This is a genomic window from Streptomyces sp. NPDC021080 (genome assembly GCF_044333225.1).
Lineage (GTDB): Bacteria > Actinomycetota > Actinomycetes > Streptomycetales > Streptomycetaceae > Streptomyces.
On record NZ_JBIRQM010000001.1, the window covers coordinates 225,687 to 243,250 of the forward strand.

Consider the following 17,564-nt stretch of genomic DNA (forward strand, 5'->3'; position numbering starts at 1 on the left):
GCGGCCGTCCACCCCCGCCGGGCGGGGGGGGGGGGGTGGGGGGGGGGGGGGGGGCGCCCGCGGGGGGGGGGGGGCCGCGGGGGGGGGGGGGGGGGGGGCCGGGGGCGGGCCCCCCCCCCCGCCGCCCTGCTCGTGGTGCCGGCCGTGGCGTTCGTGGCCGGCACCTTCCTGGTGGAGCCGGTGCGGGTCGAGTCGACCAGCATGGAGCCGACGCTGTCGGCCGGGGACCATCTGCTCGTCGACGACCGCGCGTACCGCGGCGCCCCGCCCCGGCGCGGCGATCTCGTGGTGTTCGACGAGTCCGGCGCGACGCTGGTCAAGCGGGTCGTGGCGGTGGCGGGGGACACGGTCGCGATCGAGGACGGGGTCCTGGAGGTCGACGGCCGTGCCGTCGAGGAGCCGGCGGTCGATCCGAAGACGGTCGACGGGATGTACTACGGGCCCGCGCGGGTACCGGACGGCACCGTCTTCGTGCTGGGCGACAACCGTCGGCACTCCGTGGACTCCCGGCAGTTCGGACCGGTCCCCGTCACGAAGGTGACCGGACGGGTGATCCTGCGCTGGTGGCCACGGCCCGGGAGACCGTGAGGGTGCGCGGGCCCGGGAGACCGTGAGGGTGCGCGGGCCCGGCGGACCGTGGGGGGGGGGGGGGCCCGGCCCCCCCCCCCCCCCCGGGGGGGGCCCCCCGCCGCCCCCCCCCCCCGCCCCCGGGCCCCCCCCCCCCCCGCGGTAGATGGGCGGGGACCGGGCGGGGGGGGGGGGGGGGGGCGGGGGCGGGGGGGGGGGGGGGGGCCGGGGGGCCGGGGGGGGGGGGGCGCCCCGCCCCCCCCCCCGCCACGGGTTCATGTGCCCGGGGAGACCGCCACGACGGCGTCGAGCACCGCGTCGATCCCGGTGTCCTTGCGCAGGACCGTGGCGGCTCCGGCGTCCCGGGCCGCCCGTTCCAGCCGGCCGCCGACCGCGGAGGTCAGCACCACGACCCGGGTCCCCGGCCGGAGCGTCAGCAGCCGTCCGGTCGCCTCGGCCCCGTCCATGACGGGCATGACCAGATCCATGAGGACCACGTCCGGCAGGAGCCGTGCCACCGCGTCGACGGCCTCCGCGCCGTCGCGGGCCACCCCCACCACGTCCACGAGCGTGCTGCGGCCGAGCGCCCCGGCCAGGGCGTCCCGCACGAGCGGGTGGTCGTCGACGACGAGCAGGCGAATCGGCATGGTCCAACGGTGCCCGTCCCGAGGCGGTACAGCCACCCCCAAACCGGAGGGGGCGACAGCCCGCAAGGACACGATTCCTTCACAACCCGTTCTCCGTTCCACCACGTCGTGATTGCATGGCGCATGCGTTCCGGCCACGGTGGCGGTCCGCTGAGGTGGGGAGAGCATGCCGGGACAAGAGGGGTCGCCGAAGACGCGGGTACTGATCGTCGACGACCATCGGACCTTCGCGGAACTGCTGGCCTTCGCGCTGGGGTCCCAGCCGGACTTCGACTGCGCGGGCTGGGCGGGCACCGGGGCGACGGCCGTCGAGCTGGCGGCCAGGGAACAACCCGACATGGTCGTGATGGACATCTCGCTCGGCACGGAGAGCGGGCTCGAGGTCACCCGGCGGATCCGGGAGACGACGCCGGACGCGACCGTCGTCATCGTCTCCGCGCACCGCGATCCCGACTGGGTGGTGCGCGCCGCACAGGCGGGCGCCAGCGCGTTCGTGCCGAAGTCCGGGTCGCTGGAGGAGATGCTGAGAGTCCTGCGCGACGTACGGCAGGGATCGATGCTCGTGTCCGCGTCCGTGTTCGGTGAACCGCCCCGGCCGCGGGCCACGGACGACCCCGCCGTGGCCGCTCTGACCGCGCGCGAGTCCGAGGTGCTCACCCTGATGGGCAAGGGGCTGGCTCCGGCGGCGATCGCCAGACTGCTGGGCATCAGCGTCAACACCTGCCGCGGCTACGTGAAGGCGATCCACCTCAAGCTCGGGGTGCGCTCGCAGCTGCAGGCCGTGGTGAAGGCGCAGCAGCTCGGTCTCGTCGAGGCGCACAGCGATGGCTGACCGAGAGGGCACGGTCCCGGCACGGGATTCCGGCGGCAGCAGAACGGTCCGGCGCGCGGTGGTCGCGATGGTGCTGATCGGGCTGAGCTCCTTCACCGTCGTCGGCGCGGCGACCCTGTTCGCCGCCGAGTCGATCGCCAAGCGGACCGCGCTCGCCGAGGCCGCGCGGTCCGCGCAGCTGATGGGAAACGTGATCTTCAAGCCGGCCGTGCCCCGGCTGATCCGCGGCGACCGCACCGCGCGGGCGCAGCTGGACGAGGCGGTCGCGGCCCGGGAGAGCGAGGCCGGCGTCGTACGCGTGAAGGTGTGGAACCGGCAGGGCGTGGTGCTCTACTCCAACGAGCACCACGCCATCGGCATGTCCTTCCCCCTGAACGACGACGTGCGCAAGACCATCGACGGGCACGCCAGCTGGGCGGACCTCTCCGACCTGTCCGACGAGGAGAACATCACCGAACCCTACGGCGACAGCCGTCTCGTGGAGGTCTACGTTCCCCTGGACCTGGCCTCCGGCGAACGGCTCGCGCTGGAGGTGTACTTCACCGACGACCGGGTGGCCATCGCACGCGACGAGCTGATGCGCACCCTCGTACCGTTCTCGATCCTGGCGCTGCTGCTTCTGCTGGTCACCCAGCTCCCGGTCTCCGTGCAGCTGCTGCGCCGGGTCAGCCAGGCCGACGCGGAGCGCAGCCGACTGCTCGCCAACGCGCTCACCGCCTCGGAGCGCGAGCGGCGCGCGATCGCCCGTGACCTGCACGACGGCGTGGTCCAGGACCTCGCCGGTGCCGGGTACGCGCTGGAGGCCGTCCGGGCCGACCTGCCGCCCGGCACCCCGGCATCGACCGGCGGCATGCTCGACAGGGTCTCCGAGGTGCTGCGCGGCGCCGTCGGCTCGCTCCGCACGCTGATGGTGGACATCTACCCGCCGGACCTGACCGAGGACGGGCTGCCGCAGGCGGTCGAACTGCTCGCCGAGCGCCTGCGCCGGGAGGGGGTCGCCGTCACCACGACCGTCGACGTGCGGGCCGCGCTGGGGCCGGACCTGGCAGCCGCCGCCTACCGCTGCACACGGGAGTGCGTGACCAACATCCTCAAGCACGCCGAGGCGGACCGGGCATGGATCGACGTCACCGGTGGCCAGGAGCGGCTGCTGGTCGTGGTGACGGACGACGGAAAGGGGCCGGGCACCGCCCTCGGCACCACCGGGCATCTCGGACTGCAGCTCATCCGGGACACGGCGAGCGAGCTGGGCGGCGAGGTCACGGTCGCCGAGCGCCCCGACGGCGGCACCGAGGTACGCACCGTGCTGCCGGTCCCGTCCTGACCCCCTCGTTTTGAGGGGGTCCCACCCCCCAAGGGCGAGGCTGCCGGGGGCGGTGGCGGAGCGGCACCCTGGACGTGCCGTCCGACCAGTGCACCCGGGGGGAAACGGATGCGCCGCATCGTCACCACGCTCTGCCTTGTTCTCTGCGCCCTGTTCCTGCAGGCCGTGTCCGCGGGCCCGGCCGCCGCGCACACCGGTCTGCTGTCGAGCGAGCCCGCGGCAGGACAGGTGCTGCCGCGCCTGCCGGCCAAGGTCGCGCTGACGTTCCGCCGGCCGGTGACCGCGGGCGCCGACGCGGTGCGCGTGTTCGACGACCACATGCGCCGGGTGGACCTCGGCGGCCACCCCGACGACCGTCGGCGCCGGACCCTGCGGACGGCCCTGCCCGGAAGCCTGCGCGCGGGCACCTACTCCGTCGCCTGGCAGGTGACGTCGGCCGACGGACACCCCGTGGCGGGCACCTACCGGTTCTCGATCGGCGCGGCCACTCACGTCGTGGGCGCCGTGCCCCCGCTCGCCGGTGCGAACGCCGCCTGGGCCGGCCGGCTCCTGGGGGTGGCCCGGGGGACCGGCTACGCCGGACTCGCCCTGGGGCCGGGCGTGCTGCTGGTCGCCCTGTGGCTGTGGCCCGCCGGGCTGCGCGACCGCAGGACCCGCGTCCTGGTGTGGGGCGGGGCCGGTCTGCTGGCGGCCGGCACGCTCGCTGTCCTGGCCGTCGACACCGTCTGGGCCGACGGCCGGCCACTGGCCGAGGCCTGGTCCGGTGCGCACGCCCATCCGTACTCGGCGACGGCCGACCTGGCCTACGCGGTGCGCTTCTACTCCCTGCTGGCGCTCGGCGCCGCGACCGCGGTGGCCACCGCGTCGGCCGGGAGGGACCGCCCCGCCAAGCCGCTGGTCCTGGCGACGACGGCCGCGGTCACCGTGCTCTGGGGCACCTGGCCGCTGACCGGGCACGCCGTCGACGGCCGGTACGCACCGCTCGCGGTGGCCGTCGATCTCGTCCACCTGGCCGCCATGACGCTCTGGCTGGGCGGACTCGCGCTGGTCGCGGCCGTCCTGTCGCGCCCCGCTCACCTCCGTGAACTGGCCGTCGTGCTGCCCCGGTTCTCGCGGCTGGCGTTCACCGCCGTCGTCGCCCTCGTCGTCACGGGGACCTGTCAGGCCTGGCGGGAGGTGGGCTCCGCCGGGCATCTCCTCGACACCCGGTTCGGCCGGCTGCTGCTGCTGAAGACGGCCGGGGTCGCCGTGGTCGTCGCGCTCGGCGGCACGGCCCGCCGCTGGGTCCACCGCCACGCCACCCGCCCGGCACCCCTTGCCCCGCCGGCGGGCAGGGAAGCGGGTACGACGCTCACCCTGACCGCACCGGCCCCGCCCGCGCCGCCGGACGCCGCTCTCGTACGAACCCTCAGGCGCGGCCTGCTGGCCGAACTGCTCGTCGCGGCCGTCGTGCTGGCCGTCACCGCCGCCTTGGTCACGACCGCCCCGCCCGTGTGACCGCATCCCGCCGCCGGTCCGGCCACGCCCGGTCCCGCAGCACCGAAGCCGTCCCCGTCCCGCTCCCGCGCCGCACGCACACCGCCGGGACCCCCGAGAGGAACCGACCCATGAAGCTGCTTCCCCCGGCCCGCACAGCCGCGGCCCTGATCGCCGCGGGACTGCTGCTGGCGACGGCGACCCCTGCCCAGGCTCACGTGCACGTGCACGCAGACCAGGCGGTGACCCCGGGCGCGACGGACGTACGCATGACGTTCCACGTGCCGAACGAGAAGGACTCCGCGCGGACCGTCGGCGTACGGATCGAGGCACCGAAGGGCGTGCGAGGAGTGCGCGCGGAGCAGGTGACGGGCTGGACCGCGGAGCAGGCGGCCGCCGGTGACGCGGGCCGGACCGTCGGCTGGTCCGGCGGGGCGATCAGCGGCGAGAACGGAGTCGATTTCGTCGTCCACATCGACCGCGTGCCCACCGGGGTGTCGGAGCTGGCCTTCGTGGCGCGGCAGGAGTACGACGACGGCGAGGTCGTCACCTGGGACCAGGAGACGGTGGCGGGGCAGGCCGAACCCGAGCACCCCGCACCCGTACTGAGTCTGGACGGGGCACCGGCCGCCGATGCGGCGGCGCACGCCCCGGATGCCGCGTGGACGGCGGCCGTCGTCTGCGGCGTACTGCTGCTCCTGGCGGCCGCGGGGGTCCCGGTGGCGCGGTCCGCGGCACGTCGCCGCGGCTCCGCACCGCGTTGAGGCTCCGTACCGCGTTGAGGCGACCGCCGTGTGCGGGGGCCGGGCCGGGGATCCGCCGCAGGTGTCCTCGACGGAGGTGACGGCGGTGACGGTGGGATGCCGGGGGTCCTGCGTTCGGCGTGCACGGGAGGGGGCGACTCCGGCCCGGTGGGGCAGCCCACGAGGGCGACAGGCGGGCGGCCTGCTGTGGCGAGTGTCACGAACCTCGTCCGACTGGCCGGGCGGATGGTTCGCCGTACAGCCTCAAAGCACCCTTGACCTGCACATACGGAGGCAGGGAGCCGGGTTTCGGAGGTGCTCGGCGCCGCCGTGCCGGTGCTATAGTCATTTTCGATCGATCTCGATCGCAGGATTGTTACTCCCTATGGACGCCATCGTCGTCGCCCCGTGCGATGCGCCGGTGTCCGGCTGAGGGAGGCAAGGCCTGGGTGGCGCCCCGTGCGCTGCCCGGGCCTTTTTTGTTGCCTCGGTCCGTGCGTGAGAGATCGCGGACCGATGCAGGATCGCACGAATCAGGAATGCAGGGACGCAGCATGAACACATCAAAGCCGGGGGTGCTGGCGGAGGAGATCCTCCGTGGCATCGGCGGACCCGAGAACATCGAGAGCCTCACGCACTGCGCGACGCGGCTGCGTTTCCAGCTCCACGACGGCAAGAAGGTCGACCAGGCCGCGCTCGACGCCCTCGACGGCGTCATGGGCACCGTGCCCCAGTCCGGCGACCGCTTCCAGATCGTGATCGGCGGAGCCGTCGCGAGCGTCTACTCGACCATCATGAACCTGCCGTCGATGAGCGCCGCCGGGACACCCCGCCCGCAGTCCGACGCCGACGTCAAGGCCGAGATCCGCGCCAAGGGCCGCGGCCGCTACGCCTGGCTCGACAACTTCTTCGAGTACCTCTCGGACTCGTTCCGCCCGCTCCTGGGCGTGCTGCTCGGCGCCTCGCTGATCATCGCGATCGCCTCCATGCTCGACGCCTTCGGCGTGGTCGACTTCCGCTCCGCGGACAAGTCCGCCAGCTGGGTCTTCGTCGACTCGATGTGGCGCTCGGTGCTGTACTTCCTGCCGATCATGGTCGCCTACAACGCGGCCAAGAAGCTGAAGATCGACCCCTGGGTCGGCGCCTCGGTGATGGCCGCGGTGATGACCCCGAACTTCACCGGCATGATCGGCTCCAAGACCCCCGGCGTCGTCACCCACACCAACACGACGCTGGGCACCACGGAGTCCGTGGCGCACGTCTTCGGGCTGCCGATGCAGCTCAACGACTACGGCGGCCAGGTGTTCGTGCCGCTGCTGATGGTCGCGCTGCTCGCCCTGGTCTACAAGGGCCTGAAGCGGATCTTCCCCGAGAACGTGCAGATGGTCTTCGTGCCGTTCTTCAGCATGCTGATCATGATCCCGCTGACCGCCTTCCTCATCGGCCCCATGGGCGTCTGGGCCGGCAACGGCCTCGGCACGGGTCTGTCCTGGCTGAACGGCAACGCCCCGATCGTCTTCGCGATCGTCATCCCGATGCTGTACCCGTTCCTGGTGCCGCTGGGTCTGCACTGGCCGCTGAACGCGCTCATGCTCGTGAACATCAACACCCTCGGGTACGACTTCATCCAGGGCCCCATGGGCACGTGGAACTTCGCCTGCTTCGGCGCGACCGCCGGTGTCCTGATGCTCTCGATCCGTCACCGTGAGAAGGACATGCGCCAGACCGCCACCGGCGCCCTGGCCGCGGGTCTGCTCGGCGGTATCTCCGAGCCGTCGCTGTACGGCATCCACCTGCGCTTCAAGCGGATCTACCCGCGCATGCTCGTGGGCTGCCTCGTCGGCGGTGTGATCATCGGCATCCTGGGCGGCGTGAACACCAAGGCCTTCGCCTTCACCTCGCTGCTGACCATCCCGGTCTTCGACCCGATGATCAAGTACATCATCGCGATCTCGGCCGCCTTCTTCACCTCGATGGCGCTCGTGTACTTCTCCGACTACCGCACCAAGGAGGAGCGCGTCGAGGCCAACGCCGAGCGCGACGCGGCCGAGGCCGCCGCCCGCGGTGAGGTCGCCGCTCCTGCCGCCCCCGCCGAGGCCGCTGTGGCCGAGGACCGTGAGCTCGTCGCCGTCGGCGCCGCGGTGACCACCGCCACCGGTTCGGCCACCGCCACCGGTTCGGCCACCGCCACCGGTTCGGCCGCCGTGTCCGCCGATTCGGCCGACGCTCCCGCCGCCGGGAAGGGCCTCGAGCTCGCGGCGCCGGTCGCGGGTCGTGTGGTCGGCCTCGGCGAGGTCGAGGACCCGGTCTTCGCCTCCCGCGCGCTCGGCGAGGGCGTGGGCATCGAACCGGCCGACGGCCACGTCGTCGCCCCGGTCGACGGTGAGCTGATCAGCGTCGCCAACACGGGCCACGCCTTCGGCATCCGCACCGCGGACGGCGTCGAGGTGCTCGTCCACATCGGCATCGACACGGTGCAGATGAAGGGAGAGGGCTTCGACGTGCGCGTCGAGGCCGGCCGGAAGATCTCCGCCGGTGACCTCCTCGCCGAGGTCGACCTCGGCGCCGTGCGCGCCGCGGGGCACCCGACCGTCGTCCTCGTGACCGTCCTCAACACCGCGGACATGGACTCGGTCGAGCCGCACACCGGACAGGACGTCGTCGTCGGCGCCCCGGTGGTGACCGTACGGCGGTGACGACCCGCCTTTCGCACGGCGCGCGCACGCCTCCCCTGGTGGGAGGCGTGCGCGCGCCGCGCGGGTTCGGGGGAGGATGGGGCACGAACGGAAAGGAGGAGCGGCGGTGAAGGCTCTGCGCGTGCTCAACAACAACGTGGTTCTCGCGAACGACGAGAACGGCCGGCCGGTCATCCTGACCGGGCGCGGCATCGGCTTCAGCTCCCACCAGGGCAAGCCCGTCGACCCCACGCTGATCGAGCGCGTCTTCGTCCCGGCCGACGACCGCCCGCACGACCCGGACGCCGACCAGATGGCCGAGGCCCTCGCCCTGATCAGCGAGGAGGTCCTGCACGCCGTCGTGACCGCCCTCGGCGACGTCGGCATCGAAGGGCGCGAGTCCACCCGTCCCACCCTCGCCATCGCCATCGCCGACCATGTCGCCGGCGCGCTGGAGCGGGCCGCGCGGGGCATCGTCATCGAGTACCCGCTGCGCGCCGAGGTGCAGACGCTGTACGCCACCGAGTACGCCCAGGCGCAGCTCCTGCTGAAGGCCATCAACGCGCACATGGTCCCGCAGCTCGACGCCTCCGAGGCGACCGCGCTCGCGCTGCACCTGGTCAACGCGGGCTTCGTCTCGGGCGACCTGTCCTTCACGTACACGATGACCGGGGTCATCCAGCAGATGCTCGCCGTCGTACGGGAGCGGTACGGGGTGGACGTCTCCCACGAGTCCATGAACGTGGCACGGTTCATCACCCACGTGCGCTACCTCTTCGTACGGATCCAGCAGCACCAGCAGCTGAAGGGCCAGGAGGCCACGATCGGCATGGGCATCCGCCAGTACTACCCGGAGGCGACCCGTACCGCGCAGCAGCTGGCCACGATCGTCGAGCTGCGTCTGGGCCGGCAGCTCAGCGAGGACGAGGTCTCCTACCTGGCGCTCCACGTGGCCCGCATGACCATGGAGGCCGACGGCACCGCCGCCTGAGCCCCGGCCGGCACGTGTGAAGTGACGCACGACGGGCTCGCCGGACGCGGCCCGCGGCTTCACGGCCGTACGCGGGTCAGTCCCGGCGGGCCACCAGGCGGTAGGCGTTGGACACGCCGAGCCGTCGCGCGAACGGGCGGACCGCGAAGCGGTCCAGCAGCGTGCCCAGGATCAGGGCGGGGATCCCCGCGACGAGCAGGGCCGTACGCCCGGCCCGGCGCAGCGGGCCCGGCGGCCGCGGCAGCCAGGGCGCGTCCTCGCGCGGAGCGGTGTGGTCCAGCGCCAGCCATACGGCGGCGAGCAGGTCCACCGGATCGTGCGCCTCGGCATGCTGCTCCGCCACCACCGTGAACCCCAACTCCGCCAGCCGGTGGCGCAGATTGGCGACCGGCACGAAGTGCAGGTGCTGCGGCTGGAGCCAGGGCAGCCACCAGCGGCCCAGCAGCCGGGCGTAGCGGCTCTCGGGGTCCGGCACCTCGACGATCAGATGGCCGCCGGGCCGCACCGCCTGCCACGCGGCCCTCAGTTCACGGTCGGGGTCGGTGCTGTGTTCCAGATAGTGGAACATGCTCACCACGTCGTAGCGGGCGGCGAGTTCCGGTGCCAGGTCGGGGAAGGCCCCGCGGTAGCCGCGCGCCACGCGGCCCTCGCGGGCGGCGAGTTCGACGCCGTCCGTGAAGTCGAGACCGTCGAACGCCGTGCCGGGCAGCACCTCGCGGGCGGCCGCGCAGAAGTGGCCGTGCCCGGTGCCGACGTCGAGCCAGGTCTTCGGGGCGGAGTCGTACGGCAGCATCGACCCGGCGCGGTCGCGGTACATCCTGGTGCGGCCGCCGAAGGTGTCGCCGAGCTTCTTCTCGCCGAGCCCGTCGTAGAAGTCGCGGTAGTAGAACTCCAGCCCCGCCTCGCTCAGCCGGGGGTTCTGGAAGACGTGCCCGCAGGCGTCGCACCGGTCGAGGACGAACCGGCCCGGCTTGTGCTGGAGCAGGTCCGTGGTGCGCAGGCGGGTGGTCAGTCGGCCGGAGCCGCACCAGGGGCAGGTGGTGCGCGGCGGCTCGAAGAAGCGCTCCGGGCCCTCGGCCAGATCGGCCAGGTAGCCGGGGCGCAGCGCGGCCACCCGCTCGGCGCGGCCCGGCTCCCCGGCCGGCTTCCCGTCGGCCTGCCCGGCCGTGTTCCCGGCCGGCTTCCCGGTCTGCTCACTCATCGGCACTCCCTGGCGAGTCGTTCGAGGCTGTCCGCCGCCGCCGCGGCACCGCCGGCGGCACGGAACGCCGTGCCGATCCGCTCGGCGCCGGCACGGTGTCCGGGTTCGTGCAGTACGGCGTCGAGCGCGGCACCCAGCCCGGCGGCGGTCACCCGGCCGAACCTGACCCGGACGCCGGCCCCGGCCTCCACCACCTGCCCGGCCACCACCGGCTGGTCGTCGCGGATGGGCGCCACCACGAGAGGAACCCCGTGCCACAGCGCCTCGCACACGGTGTTGTGACCGGCGTGGCAGACCACGGCGTCGACCCGTTCGAGGAGGGCGAGCTGAGGCACGGACGGCAGGACCAGCAGGTCCTTGTCGTGGCCGTCCGGAGTCCGGGTGCCGTACGGAGTCCAGGTGCCGTCCGGGGACGGGCCGGCGTCCGGGGACGGGGTGCCGTCCGTGCCCAGGGTGCCCCCCGGGTCGACGACGACCGCCTGTACCCGGTCGGCCCGTGCGCGCAGCGCCTCCCGGCAGACGGCGAGGAAGCGTCCGCCGGCGTCCGCGTTCGCGGTGCCCAGGGTCACCAGCACCGCGGCCCGGCCGGGGTCGAGCCAGTCCCAGGGGAAGGCGGCCGTGGCCGCTCTGGCCGCGACCGACGGGCCGACCCAGCGGACCGGGCCGCCCCGCGCGGCGGCCCGCGGACCGGCGAGCTCGACGGTGCTGAACGCCAGCACCAGATGCGGCGAGAACCGCGGATCGGTGTCGCCCGCCGGATCACCGATGGACGCGCGCAGTCCGGCGAGGCGCTCCGCCAGCCACTCACCGACCTTCGGCAGCCCGGCCAGCGGGTCGGCGAACTCGGCCGAGGTGGTCGCCGAGGTGGCCCAGGGCAGCCCCGACCGCTCGGCGACCAGCGCACCGGCGAACGCCTGCTGGTCGGCGACGACCACATCAGGACGGAACGTCCCGACCGCCGCCCGTACCCCCGGCGCCATCGCCTCGGCCAGCGGCAGCAGATACCCCTCCCACAGGAACTTCAGCGCCTCGGGCCCGCGCAGGTCGGGCGGCCGTCGCGCCTCGCCCACCCCCGGTACGGGCCCGGCGCACGGGAACACCCGGGCCCGGTCACCCGCGAGGCGTTCCACGAGGCCGGGGTCGGCGCACGCCCACGCCACCTGGTGCCCGCGCGCGAGCAGCCGGTCGGCGACCCCGACGGCCGGGTTGATGTGCCCGACCAACGGCGGTACCACGAAAAGGAATCCGCTCACCGCGCCTTGGCCCCCACCCGTCGGGCCGCCGAAGTCCCCTGGATCAGCGCCAGGATGTGACCGCCCACGGTCCCGGCCGCCTCCACGAGCACCGAGTGCTCGTGTCCCGGGATCACCACCGTCCGGCAGTCCGGCAGCAACGACCGCAGCCGGGGCGCGAGTTCGGCGAGGTCGGAGTCACCGCCGTACACGCCGAGCACGGGACAGCGCACCGCGCCGATCCGCTCCGGCGTCAGGACCCGGCTGGCGGGGATGTCCGTTCCGAGGGTGGTGTCCCGGGCGAGCCGGGCCGCGCCCCGGGCCAGACGTGCCGTGTTGTGGCCCCGGTTGGCCGTGATCCAGGCGAGGGCGTCGGGCTCGTTGTGCGCGAGCTGGGTCAGCACCCGGTCGAGGATGCCGCCGAGCTTCGACGCCCAGGCGGCGGTGGCCGGTTCGGACTCGATCAGGGACACGCTGGCCACCCGTTCGGGGTGACGGGCCGCGTATCCGAAGGCGATCGTGCCGCCGTAGGAGTTGCCGACCAGGTGCACCGGCCCGGTCACCGCCAGCCGGTCCAGCAGCGCCCGGAGGTCGTCGATGTTGTGGTCCAGGGTGTAGCCGTCCGGCGGGCGTTCGCTGCGGCCGTGGCCCCGCAGGTCGTACATGACGACGTCGAGGCCGGCCGCCGCGAAGGCGGGTGCCACGGTGAAGTAGTAGCTGGCCAGGCTGTCGGTGAGCAGACCGTGGACCAGGACCGCGGTGGCGGTGGCCGCCCGGCCGTCCCGGGGGCCGATCCGCTGTACGTGCAACCGGAGTCCACCGGTGTCGACCATCGCCATGCGTCAGCTCGCCTCCGCCGCCTTCAGACTGGCCACGACGTACTCGACGAGCCGCCCCACGGTGAGTTCGATGATCTCGTCGAACTCCATCCCCGCCAGGAACTCGGCGAAGTTGACCCGCTCGCCGTATCGCTCCTCCAGCAGCCCCGCCAGGGTCACCAGGTCGATGCTCTCCAGCTCCAGATCGCGGTTGAACGTGGTCGCCATGCCGATCTCGACGTCGTCGAGGCCGTACTCGTCCTCGATCAGCCGGGCGAGCAGTCCGGCGATGTCGGCGAGCACGAGGTCCGTGCCGGCGGGGTGGGGGGTGGCGTTCATGGGGCGTACTCCTCCTCGTGGGGGTGTCCCGTCGGTCCGATCGGTCCTGTGGTCCAGGCCACGACATAGGCCCGCTCGGTCGGTCCGGGCGGGTTCGCGGCCGGTGCGCACCGCACCGCGTAGGCGCGTTCCAGGCGCCCCGAGACGGTCAGGGCGTCGCCGGCCGGGGACGCCTCCAGCACGGCGAAGTCGCGTGGTCGGCCGCCGAAGCCGGTGCCCTCCGCCTTGGCGACCGCCTCCTTGGCTGCCCAGAACCGGGTGAACCACAGCGCCTCGGAGTCGCCGCCGGAGGCGCACAGTGCGCGCAGCAGCCGCAGTTCGTCCGCGCCGAGCGCGGTCGCCACCGTCTGCGGGTCGCGGGTCGTGACCTCCTCGATGTCGATGCCCGGCCCGGGAGCGGGCGTGTGCGGCCGTACGATCGCCACGCCCGCCTCCGCGCAGTGGGCGAGCGAGACGTCCAGCGGGGGCAGGTCGCGCCCGTGCACCCCGGTGACGTACGGGCGGCCCAGGTCGTCGTTGCGCACCCGCAGTTCCGCGGGGAACACCGGGCCCTCGCCGTGGTCCCACAGCCACTGCCGTACGGCGTCCTTGGCCGCGATCCGGCCCAGCAGCCACTGCCGACGGCCGCGCGGCGCGTGGTCGGCGTACTCCGAACGCTCCTGTCCGCCCAGCGAGTTGCGCATGATCAGGTCACGTGACGCCAGATCGGGCCACCGCTCGTGCACCAGCGACCAGCCGCCCGGACGGGCCTCGGACAGGGTGTTGCGCTCCGGGAAGCGCTCCACCGGCCGGGTGTGCGGGTCGTTGTCGAACCGGCGGTCCTGCCAGCCGCGCAGCTCCGCCCACACCACGCCCGCCACCGACAGTTGTACGTCAGCCTCCAGCACGGTGTCGGTGAGCGAGGTGATCCGCACCAGACACGCCACCCGCGTCCCGGGGGCCGGATGCGGGCCGTGGAAGCGCATCTCCCGCATCCCGACCGGGAACACGACCGTCCGCTCGGTGCGGGTCGCCATGATCCAGTAGCCGAGGATCTGGCCGACGTTGTCCAGCAGGGCGCCGGGCGCGACCGGGACGGTGATGATCCCGCGGATGTGCCGCTCGCCGAGCGCGGTCAGTTCGGTGACCCCCTGGAACGCCGGGCCGTGGAACATCCAGCGCTCACCGTACAGTTGGGCCGCGGTGTGGTCGGGCGTGCGCTCGACGGCGGGGTCGGTGCGCCAACGGGCGGGCGGCGGGGCGGAGTAGCCGGTGGCGAGTTCCACGGTGGCGCGGGCCCGCGGGCCGAAGGACATCGCGAGGCGGTCCGGTGCCACGGGCTCCGCCGTGACCCGCACGTCGACGGCGGGGGTGGCCGTCAGCCACTCCTCGAACCGGGCGCCGTGCACCGCGACCGGAACCTTGCCCGGTGCCGCCCGCCGGGCCGCGTCCATCAGGTGCTGCACGATCGTGGTCGCCGGGACGACCGGCCAGCGGTCGGAAACGTCCGGCCAGCCGGGCCGCTGGGGGAAGAAGCAGTGGTCGAGCAGATACGGCATGGTCTCCGGCGAGACGCGGACGACCGACGTGCGTACACCGGTGCTCGTCGTCGTCGGCGGCTCGTCGGCGCCCGCCGTCCGCGTCCCGGTGCCGGGCACGGAGACGGGGGCGGAGGCGGACGTGGGGACGGGTGCGGGGACGGATGACGGGGGTGCGGCGGACGGCGGGCGGGCGGTCCGCGCGGTGATCAGCGCGGCTGCCGTGTCCGCGGTCTCGCGCAGCAGGGCGTCCAGTTCGGCGGCGGCCGGGAACCGCTCGGTGAACGCGCCCAGCGCATACCCCGCGGTGGAGCCGGGAGCGGCGGAAGCCGCCCGCAACTCGGCGCGCAGACCGGCCAGTTCCGGTCCGCCGAGCGAGATCGGCCCGCTGTCCAGGTCGAGTCGTACGGAGGACCGCGGCGACGGCGCGCCCTCCAGGTCGTGTCGTACGGAAGGACGCGGTGACGGTGTGCCGTCGACGTCGACGTCGACGTCGACGTCGGCTGGGCCGGGGCCGGTCCCGGCGGTGGTGTCCGCAGGGCTCCCGGCCGGCAGGGCGGGGGCCACGGCCGCCCCCGCCGTCCACAGCGCTGCCGCCACCCGGCGCAGCTGGGCGAGGCCGGTGCGATGAGGGGAGTTGGCGGCCACGGCCAGATGATCGCGGCCGCCGAGGGTGTCGCCCACGAGCGACCCGAGCTGCCCGGGGCCCATCTGTACGAACGTCCGGTGCCCCGCCGCGTACAGGGCCTCGACCAACTGCCGGAAGCGCACGGGTTCCAGCAGGTGCCGGACGAACAGCTCACGTATCTCCGCCTCCCGCTCGGGGAACGGCGCCGCGGTCGTCCCCGACCACACCGGTACGGTCGCCGCACGCAGCCGGAACCGCTGCGCCGCCCGTCTGATCGGCCCGAGGTAGGGCGCCAGCATCGGCGTGTGGAAGCCGGACCGGAACGGCAGCACCTGGCCGAGCACACCGCGAGCCCGGAACGACCTGACGAACTCCTCGACCGCGCCGTCCGGCCCGCACACCATCGACTGGCCGGGCGCGTTGTCGTGGGAGAGCACCAGGCCCGCGCTCGGCCATTCCTGCTCCAGGGCGGCCAGTACACGCTCCGCGGGCGCGCCGACGGCGCCGAACGCGAGACCCGGCACCGTCACCGAGTCCGGGTCGAAGCCGGCCATGAAGGCGTCGACCTCGTCCCCGGAGTACAGCCCGGCCACCGTCATCGCGGTCCACTCGCCGACGCTGTGCCCGGCGACCGCGTCCGGCACGACGCCGGTGCGGCGCAGCGCCGCGTCGAGGAGGCGTCCGACGGCGACCACGCCGAGGCCGTGCCGTCCCACGTCGCCGACACGGTCGCCCTCGGACACCGCGCCGGGCAGCCCGAAGTGCGCGGCCACGTCGTCGACGCGCGGGGCGAACTCGCCCTCCAGGCCAGGGAAGACGAAGGCGAGCTTGCCGTGGCCGGGACCGAGCAGCGGGCCGGGACGGAACCAGACGTCGCCCCGGCCGTGCCAGGCGCGGCCCCGGCCGACCGCCCGGCGGGCCAGGGCCAGCCGTTTCGCGGTCGGGTCGACGACGGCGAGCCGGGCCCGGCCCGCGGCAGGGTGGGGGAGCGCGGGGTCGAGTCCGGCGGTGCGCACCGAGCCGTCGTCGGCGTCCAGCAGGGCGGCGAGCGGCTCGGGACCGTCGGCGGCGAGCAGCAGGACCCGCTCGGGCTCGGCGACCCGTACGACCGGGTGCCCGGTCTGCGGGGCGGGCACCGTCGCGACGGGCGCCGGTGCCTCCTCCAGTACCACGTGCGCGTTGATCCCGCCGAAGCCGAAGGCGTTCACGGCGGCCCGCCGCACCGGGTGACCGGGCGACGTCTCCCAGGGTGCGGCCTCTTCCAGCGTGCGGAAGCGGGTCGCGGCCAGCGCCGGATGCGGGTCGTCGCAGTGCAGCGTCGGCAGCAGTGTCGCGTGGTGCACCGCGAGGGCGGCCTTGACCAGTCCGGCCACCCCGGCGGCGGGCATGGTGTGTCCGATCATCGACTTGACCGAGCCGATCACCGCGCGGCCCGCGCCGGATCCGCCGGCCGGGCCGAACACCTCGGTGAGCATGGCCAGTTCGGCCTCGTCGCCGGTCGGGGTCGCGGTGCCGTGCGCCTCCAGCAGACCGACCGAGCCGGGCGCGGCCGGGTCGAGTCCCGCGGCGCGCCACGCCTGCCGCACGGCGCTCGCCTGACCGCCGGGATCGGGGGCGACCAGGCCCGCGGCCCGGCCGTCGCTCGCCACCCCGGTGCCCCGGATCACCGCGTAGATCCGGTCGCCGTCGCGCCGGGCGTCGGCCAGCCGCTTCAGGACGACGACCCCGGTGCCCTCGCCGATGAGGATGCCGTCGGCGTCCCGGTGGAAGGGGCGGATCCGTTCGCTGGGGGAGAGGGCGCGCAGCTGGGAGAAGACGCTCCACAGGGTGATGTCGTGGCAGTGGTGGACGCCTCCGGCGAGCATCAGGTCGCAGCGGCCCGAGGAGAGTTCGCCCACCGCCTGGTCGACCGCCACCAGCGAGGAGGCGCAGGCGGCGTCCACGGTGTAGGCGGGGCCGCGCAGGTCGAGCCGGTTGGCCACCCGGGAGGCGGCCAGGTTGGGCACCAGACCGATCGCCGACTCGGGACTGTCGGGCCCGAGCCGCTCGGTGAACGCCGTTCGCACACGGCTGAGTTGACTCTCCGTCAGTTCGGGTAGCAGTTCGCCCAGGGTGCGCACCAGTTGCCCGGCCGTGCGCACCCGCTGGTCGAGCCGGACCAGGCCGGGGGTGAGATAGCCGCCCCGGCCGAGGACGACGCCGGCGCGCCGCGGGTCGGGCAGCCGGTCCGGGCCGCCCGCGTCCGCGAGGGCCGCCGCGGCCACGTGCAGCGCGATGAGCTGGTCGGGCTCGGTGCCGGCCACCGAGTTCGGCATGACCCCGAACCGGGTCACCTCCACCTCGGCCGCGTCCACGAACCCGCCCCTGCGGCAGTACACCCGGTCGGCGACGGCCGGTTCGGACGCCGTGCCGGGGCGGTAGTACCCGGCGTCCCACCGGCCCTGCGGCACCTCTGCGATCGCGTCCACCCCGTCCCGCAGGTTGCGCCAGTACGCCTCCAGGTCCCGGGCCCCGGGCATCAGGACCGCCATACCGACGATGGCGACCGGCAGGTGACGACCCGTCATGGAGCCT

Annotated in this window: 13 protein-coding genes; 7 read left to right on the forward strand and 6 right to left on the reverse strand. The window is 74.2% G+C overall.

The window, feature by feature from the left end:
* Positions 1 to 135 precede the first annotated feature (135 nt).
* Positions 136 to 588 carry a signal peptidase I gene (gene lepB, locus ACH4S8_RS00985; RefSeq protein ID WP_398389636.1) on the forward strand — a complete coding sequence of 151 codons (453 nt, stop codon included), beginning with the start codon at positions 136 to 138 and terminating at the stop codon, positions 586 to 588.
* Between the two features lie 254 nt (positions 589 to 842).
* On the opposite strand, the gene ACH4S8_RS00990 is transcribed toward lepB, so the two are convergent.
* On the reverse strand, positions 843 to 1,214 hold the full coding sequence (locus ACH4S8_RS00990; RefSeq protein WP_398389637.1) for a response regulator transcription factor: 372 nt from the start codon (positions 1,212 to 1,214) through the stop codon (positions 843 to 845).
* Between the two features lie 166 nt (positions 1,215 to 1,380).
* Here ACH4S8_RS00990 and ACH4S8_RS00995 point away from each other — a divergent pair, with 166 nt between their 5' ends.
* From ACH4S8_RS00995 to ACH4S8_RS01020, 6 genes are all read left to right on the forward strand, one after another.
* Entirely contained in the window at positions 1,381 to 2,046 is a 666-nt protein-coding gene (locus ACH4S8_RS00995; protein WP_398389639.1) for a response regulator, read from the forward strand.
* A complete protein-coding gene (locus ACH4S8_RS01000) occupies positions 2,039 to 3,370 on the forward strand; it encodes a sensor histidine kinase (RefSeq protein WP_398389641.1) in 1,332 nt (443 codons plus the stop codon). Before ACH4S8_RS00995 ends, ACH4S8_RS01000 begins: the two co-directional genes overlap by 8 nt.
* Positions 3,371 to 3,478: 108 nt before the next feature.
* Complete coding sequence (locus ACH4S8_RS01005) at positions 3,479 to 4,867, forward strand: copper resistance protein CopC (protein ID WP_398389643.1); 1,389 nt, start codon at positions 3,479 to 3,481, stop codon at positions 4,865 to 4,867.
* Positions 4,868 to 4,977: 110 nt separating this feature from the next.
* Positions 4,978 to 5,610, forward strand: coding sequence for a DUF1775 domain-containing protein (locus tag ACH4S8_RS01010; RefSeq protein WP_398389645.1), 633 nt, complete (start codon positions 4,978 to 4,980; stop codon positions 5,608 to 5,610).
* A 533-nt stretch (positions 5,611 to 6,143) separates the two neighbouring features.
* Complete coding sequence (locus ACH4S8_RS01015; protein ID WP_398389646.1) at positions 6,144 to 8,285, forward strand: glucose PTS transporter subunit IIA; 2,142 nt, start codon at positions 6,144 to 6,146, stop codon at positions 8,283 to 8,285.
* Positions 8,286 to 8,391: 106 nt separating this feature from the next.
* The gene (locus ACH4S8_RS01020; RefSeq protein WP_398389647.1) at positions 8,392 to 9,255 is read left to right on the forward strand and encodes a PRD domain-containing protein; all 864 of its coding nucleotides are present in this window, start codon (positions 8,392 to 8,394) and stop codon (positions 9,253 to 9,255) included.
* Between the two features lie 76 nt (positions 9,256 to 9,331).
* On the opposite strand, the gene ACH4S8_RS01025 is transcribed toward ACH4S8_RS01020, so the two are convergent.
* Genes ACH4S8_RS01025 through ACH4S8_RS01045 form a run of 5 tightly spaced genes read right to left on the reverse strand, consistent with a single transcriptional unit; the run spans position 9,332 to position 17,557 of the window.
* Complete coding sequence (locus ACH4S8_RS01025; protein ID WP_398389648.1) at positions 9,332 to 10,456, reverse strand: class I SAM-dependent methyltransferase; 1,125 nt, start codon at positions 10,454 to 10,456, stop codon at positions 9,332 to 9,334.
* The gene (locus ACH4S8_RS01030; RefSeq protein ID WP_398389650.1) at positions 10,453 to 11,709 is read right to left on the reverse strand and encodes a glycosyltransferase; all 1,257 of its coding nucleotides are present in this window, start codon (positions 11,707 to 11,709) and stop codon (positions 10,453 to 10,455) included. Before ACH4S8_RS01030 ends, ACH4S8_RS01025 begins: the two co-directional genes overlap by 4 nt.
* The gene (locus ACH4S8_RS01035) at positions 11,706 to 12,527 is read right to left on the reverse strand and encodes an alpha/beta fold hydrolase (protein ID WP_398389652.1); all 822 of its coding nucleotides are present in this window, start codon (positions 12,525 to 12,527) and stop codon (positions 11,706 to 11,708) included. The genes ACH4S8_RS01030 and ACH4S8_RS01035 overlap by 4 nt, the downstream gene beginning before the upstream one ends.
* Positions 12,528 to 12,530: 3 nt before the next feature.
* Entirely contained in the window at positions 12,531 to 12,845 is a 315-nt protein-coding gene (locus ACH4S8_RS01040) for an acyl carrier protein (RefSeq protein ID WP_398389654.1), read from the reverse strand.
* Complete coding sequence (locus tag ACH4S8_RS01045) at positions 12,842 to 17,557, reverse strand: beta-ketoacyl synthase N-terminal-like domain-containing protein (protein WP_398389655.1); 4,716 nt, start codon at positions 17,555 to 17,557, stop codon at positions 12,842 to 12,844. The genes ACH4S8_RS01040 and ACH4S8_RS01045 overlap by 4 nt, the downstream gene beginning before the upstream one ends.
* Positions 17,558 to 17,564 lie beyond the last annotated feature (7 nt).

Bases quoted from the DNA above. Each gene is read 5' to 3' on its own strand.
- ACH4S8_RS01045 (WP_398389655.1), bottom strand. From the start codon at position 17,557: ATGACGGGTCGTCACCTGCCGGTCGCCATCGTCGGTATGGCGGTCCTG.
- ACH4S8_RS00995 (WP_398389639.1), top strand. From the start codon at position 1,381: ATGCCGGGACAAGAGGGGTCGCCGAAGACGCGGGTACTGATCGTCGAC.
- ACH4S8_RS01040 (WP_398389654.1), bottom strand. From the start codon at position 12,845: ATGAACGCCACCCCCCACCCCGCCGGCACGGACCTCGTGCTCGCCGAC.
- ACH4S8_RS01035 (WP_398389652.1), bottom strand. From the start codon at position 12,527: ATGGCGATGGTCGACACCGGTGGACTCCGGTTGCACGTACAGCGGATC.
- ACH4S8_RS00990 (WP_398389637.1), bottom strand. From the start codon at position 1,214: ATGCCGATTCGCCTGCTCGTCGTCGACGACCACCCGCTCGTGCGGGAC.
- ACH4S8_RS01000 (WP_398389641.1), top strand. From the start codon at position 2,039: ATGGCTGACCGAGAGGGCACGGTCCCGGCACGGGATTCCGGCGGCAGC.
- ACH4S8_RS01005 (WP_398389643.1), top strand. From the start codon at position 3,479: ATGCGCCGCATCGTCACCACGCTCTGCCTTGTTCTCTGCGCCCTGTTC.
- ACH4S8_RS01010 (WP_398389645.1), top strand. From the start codon at position 4,978: ATGAAGCTGCTTCCCCCGGCCCGCACAGCCGCGGCCCTGATCGCCGCG.
- ACH4S8_RS01015 (WP_398389646.1), top strand. From the start codon at position 6,144: ATGAACACATCAAAGCCGGGGGTGCTGGCGGAGGAGATCCTCCGTGGC.
- ACH4S8_RS01025 (WP_398389648.1), bottom strand. From the start codon at position 10,456: ATGAGTGAGCAGACCGGGAAGCCGGCCGGGAACACGGCCGGGCAGGCC.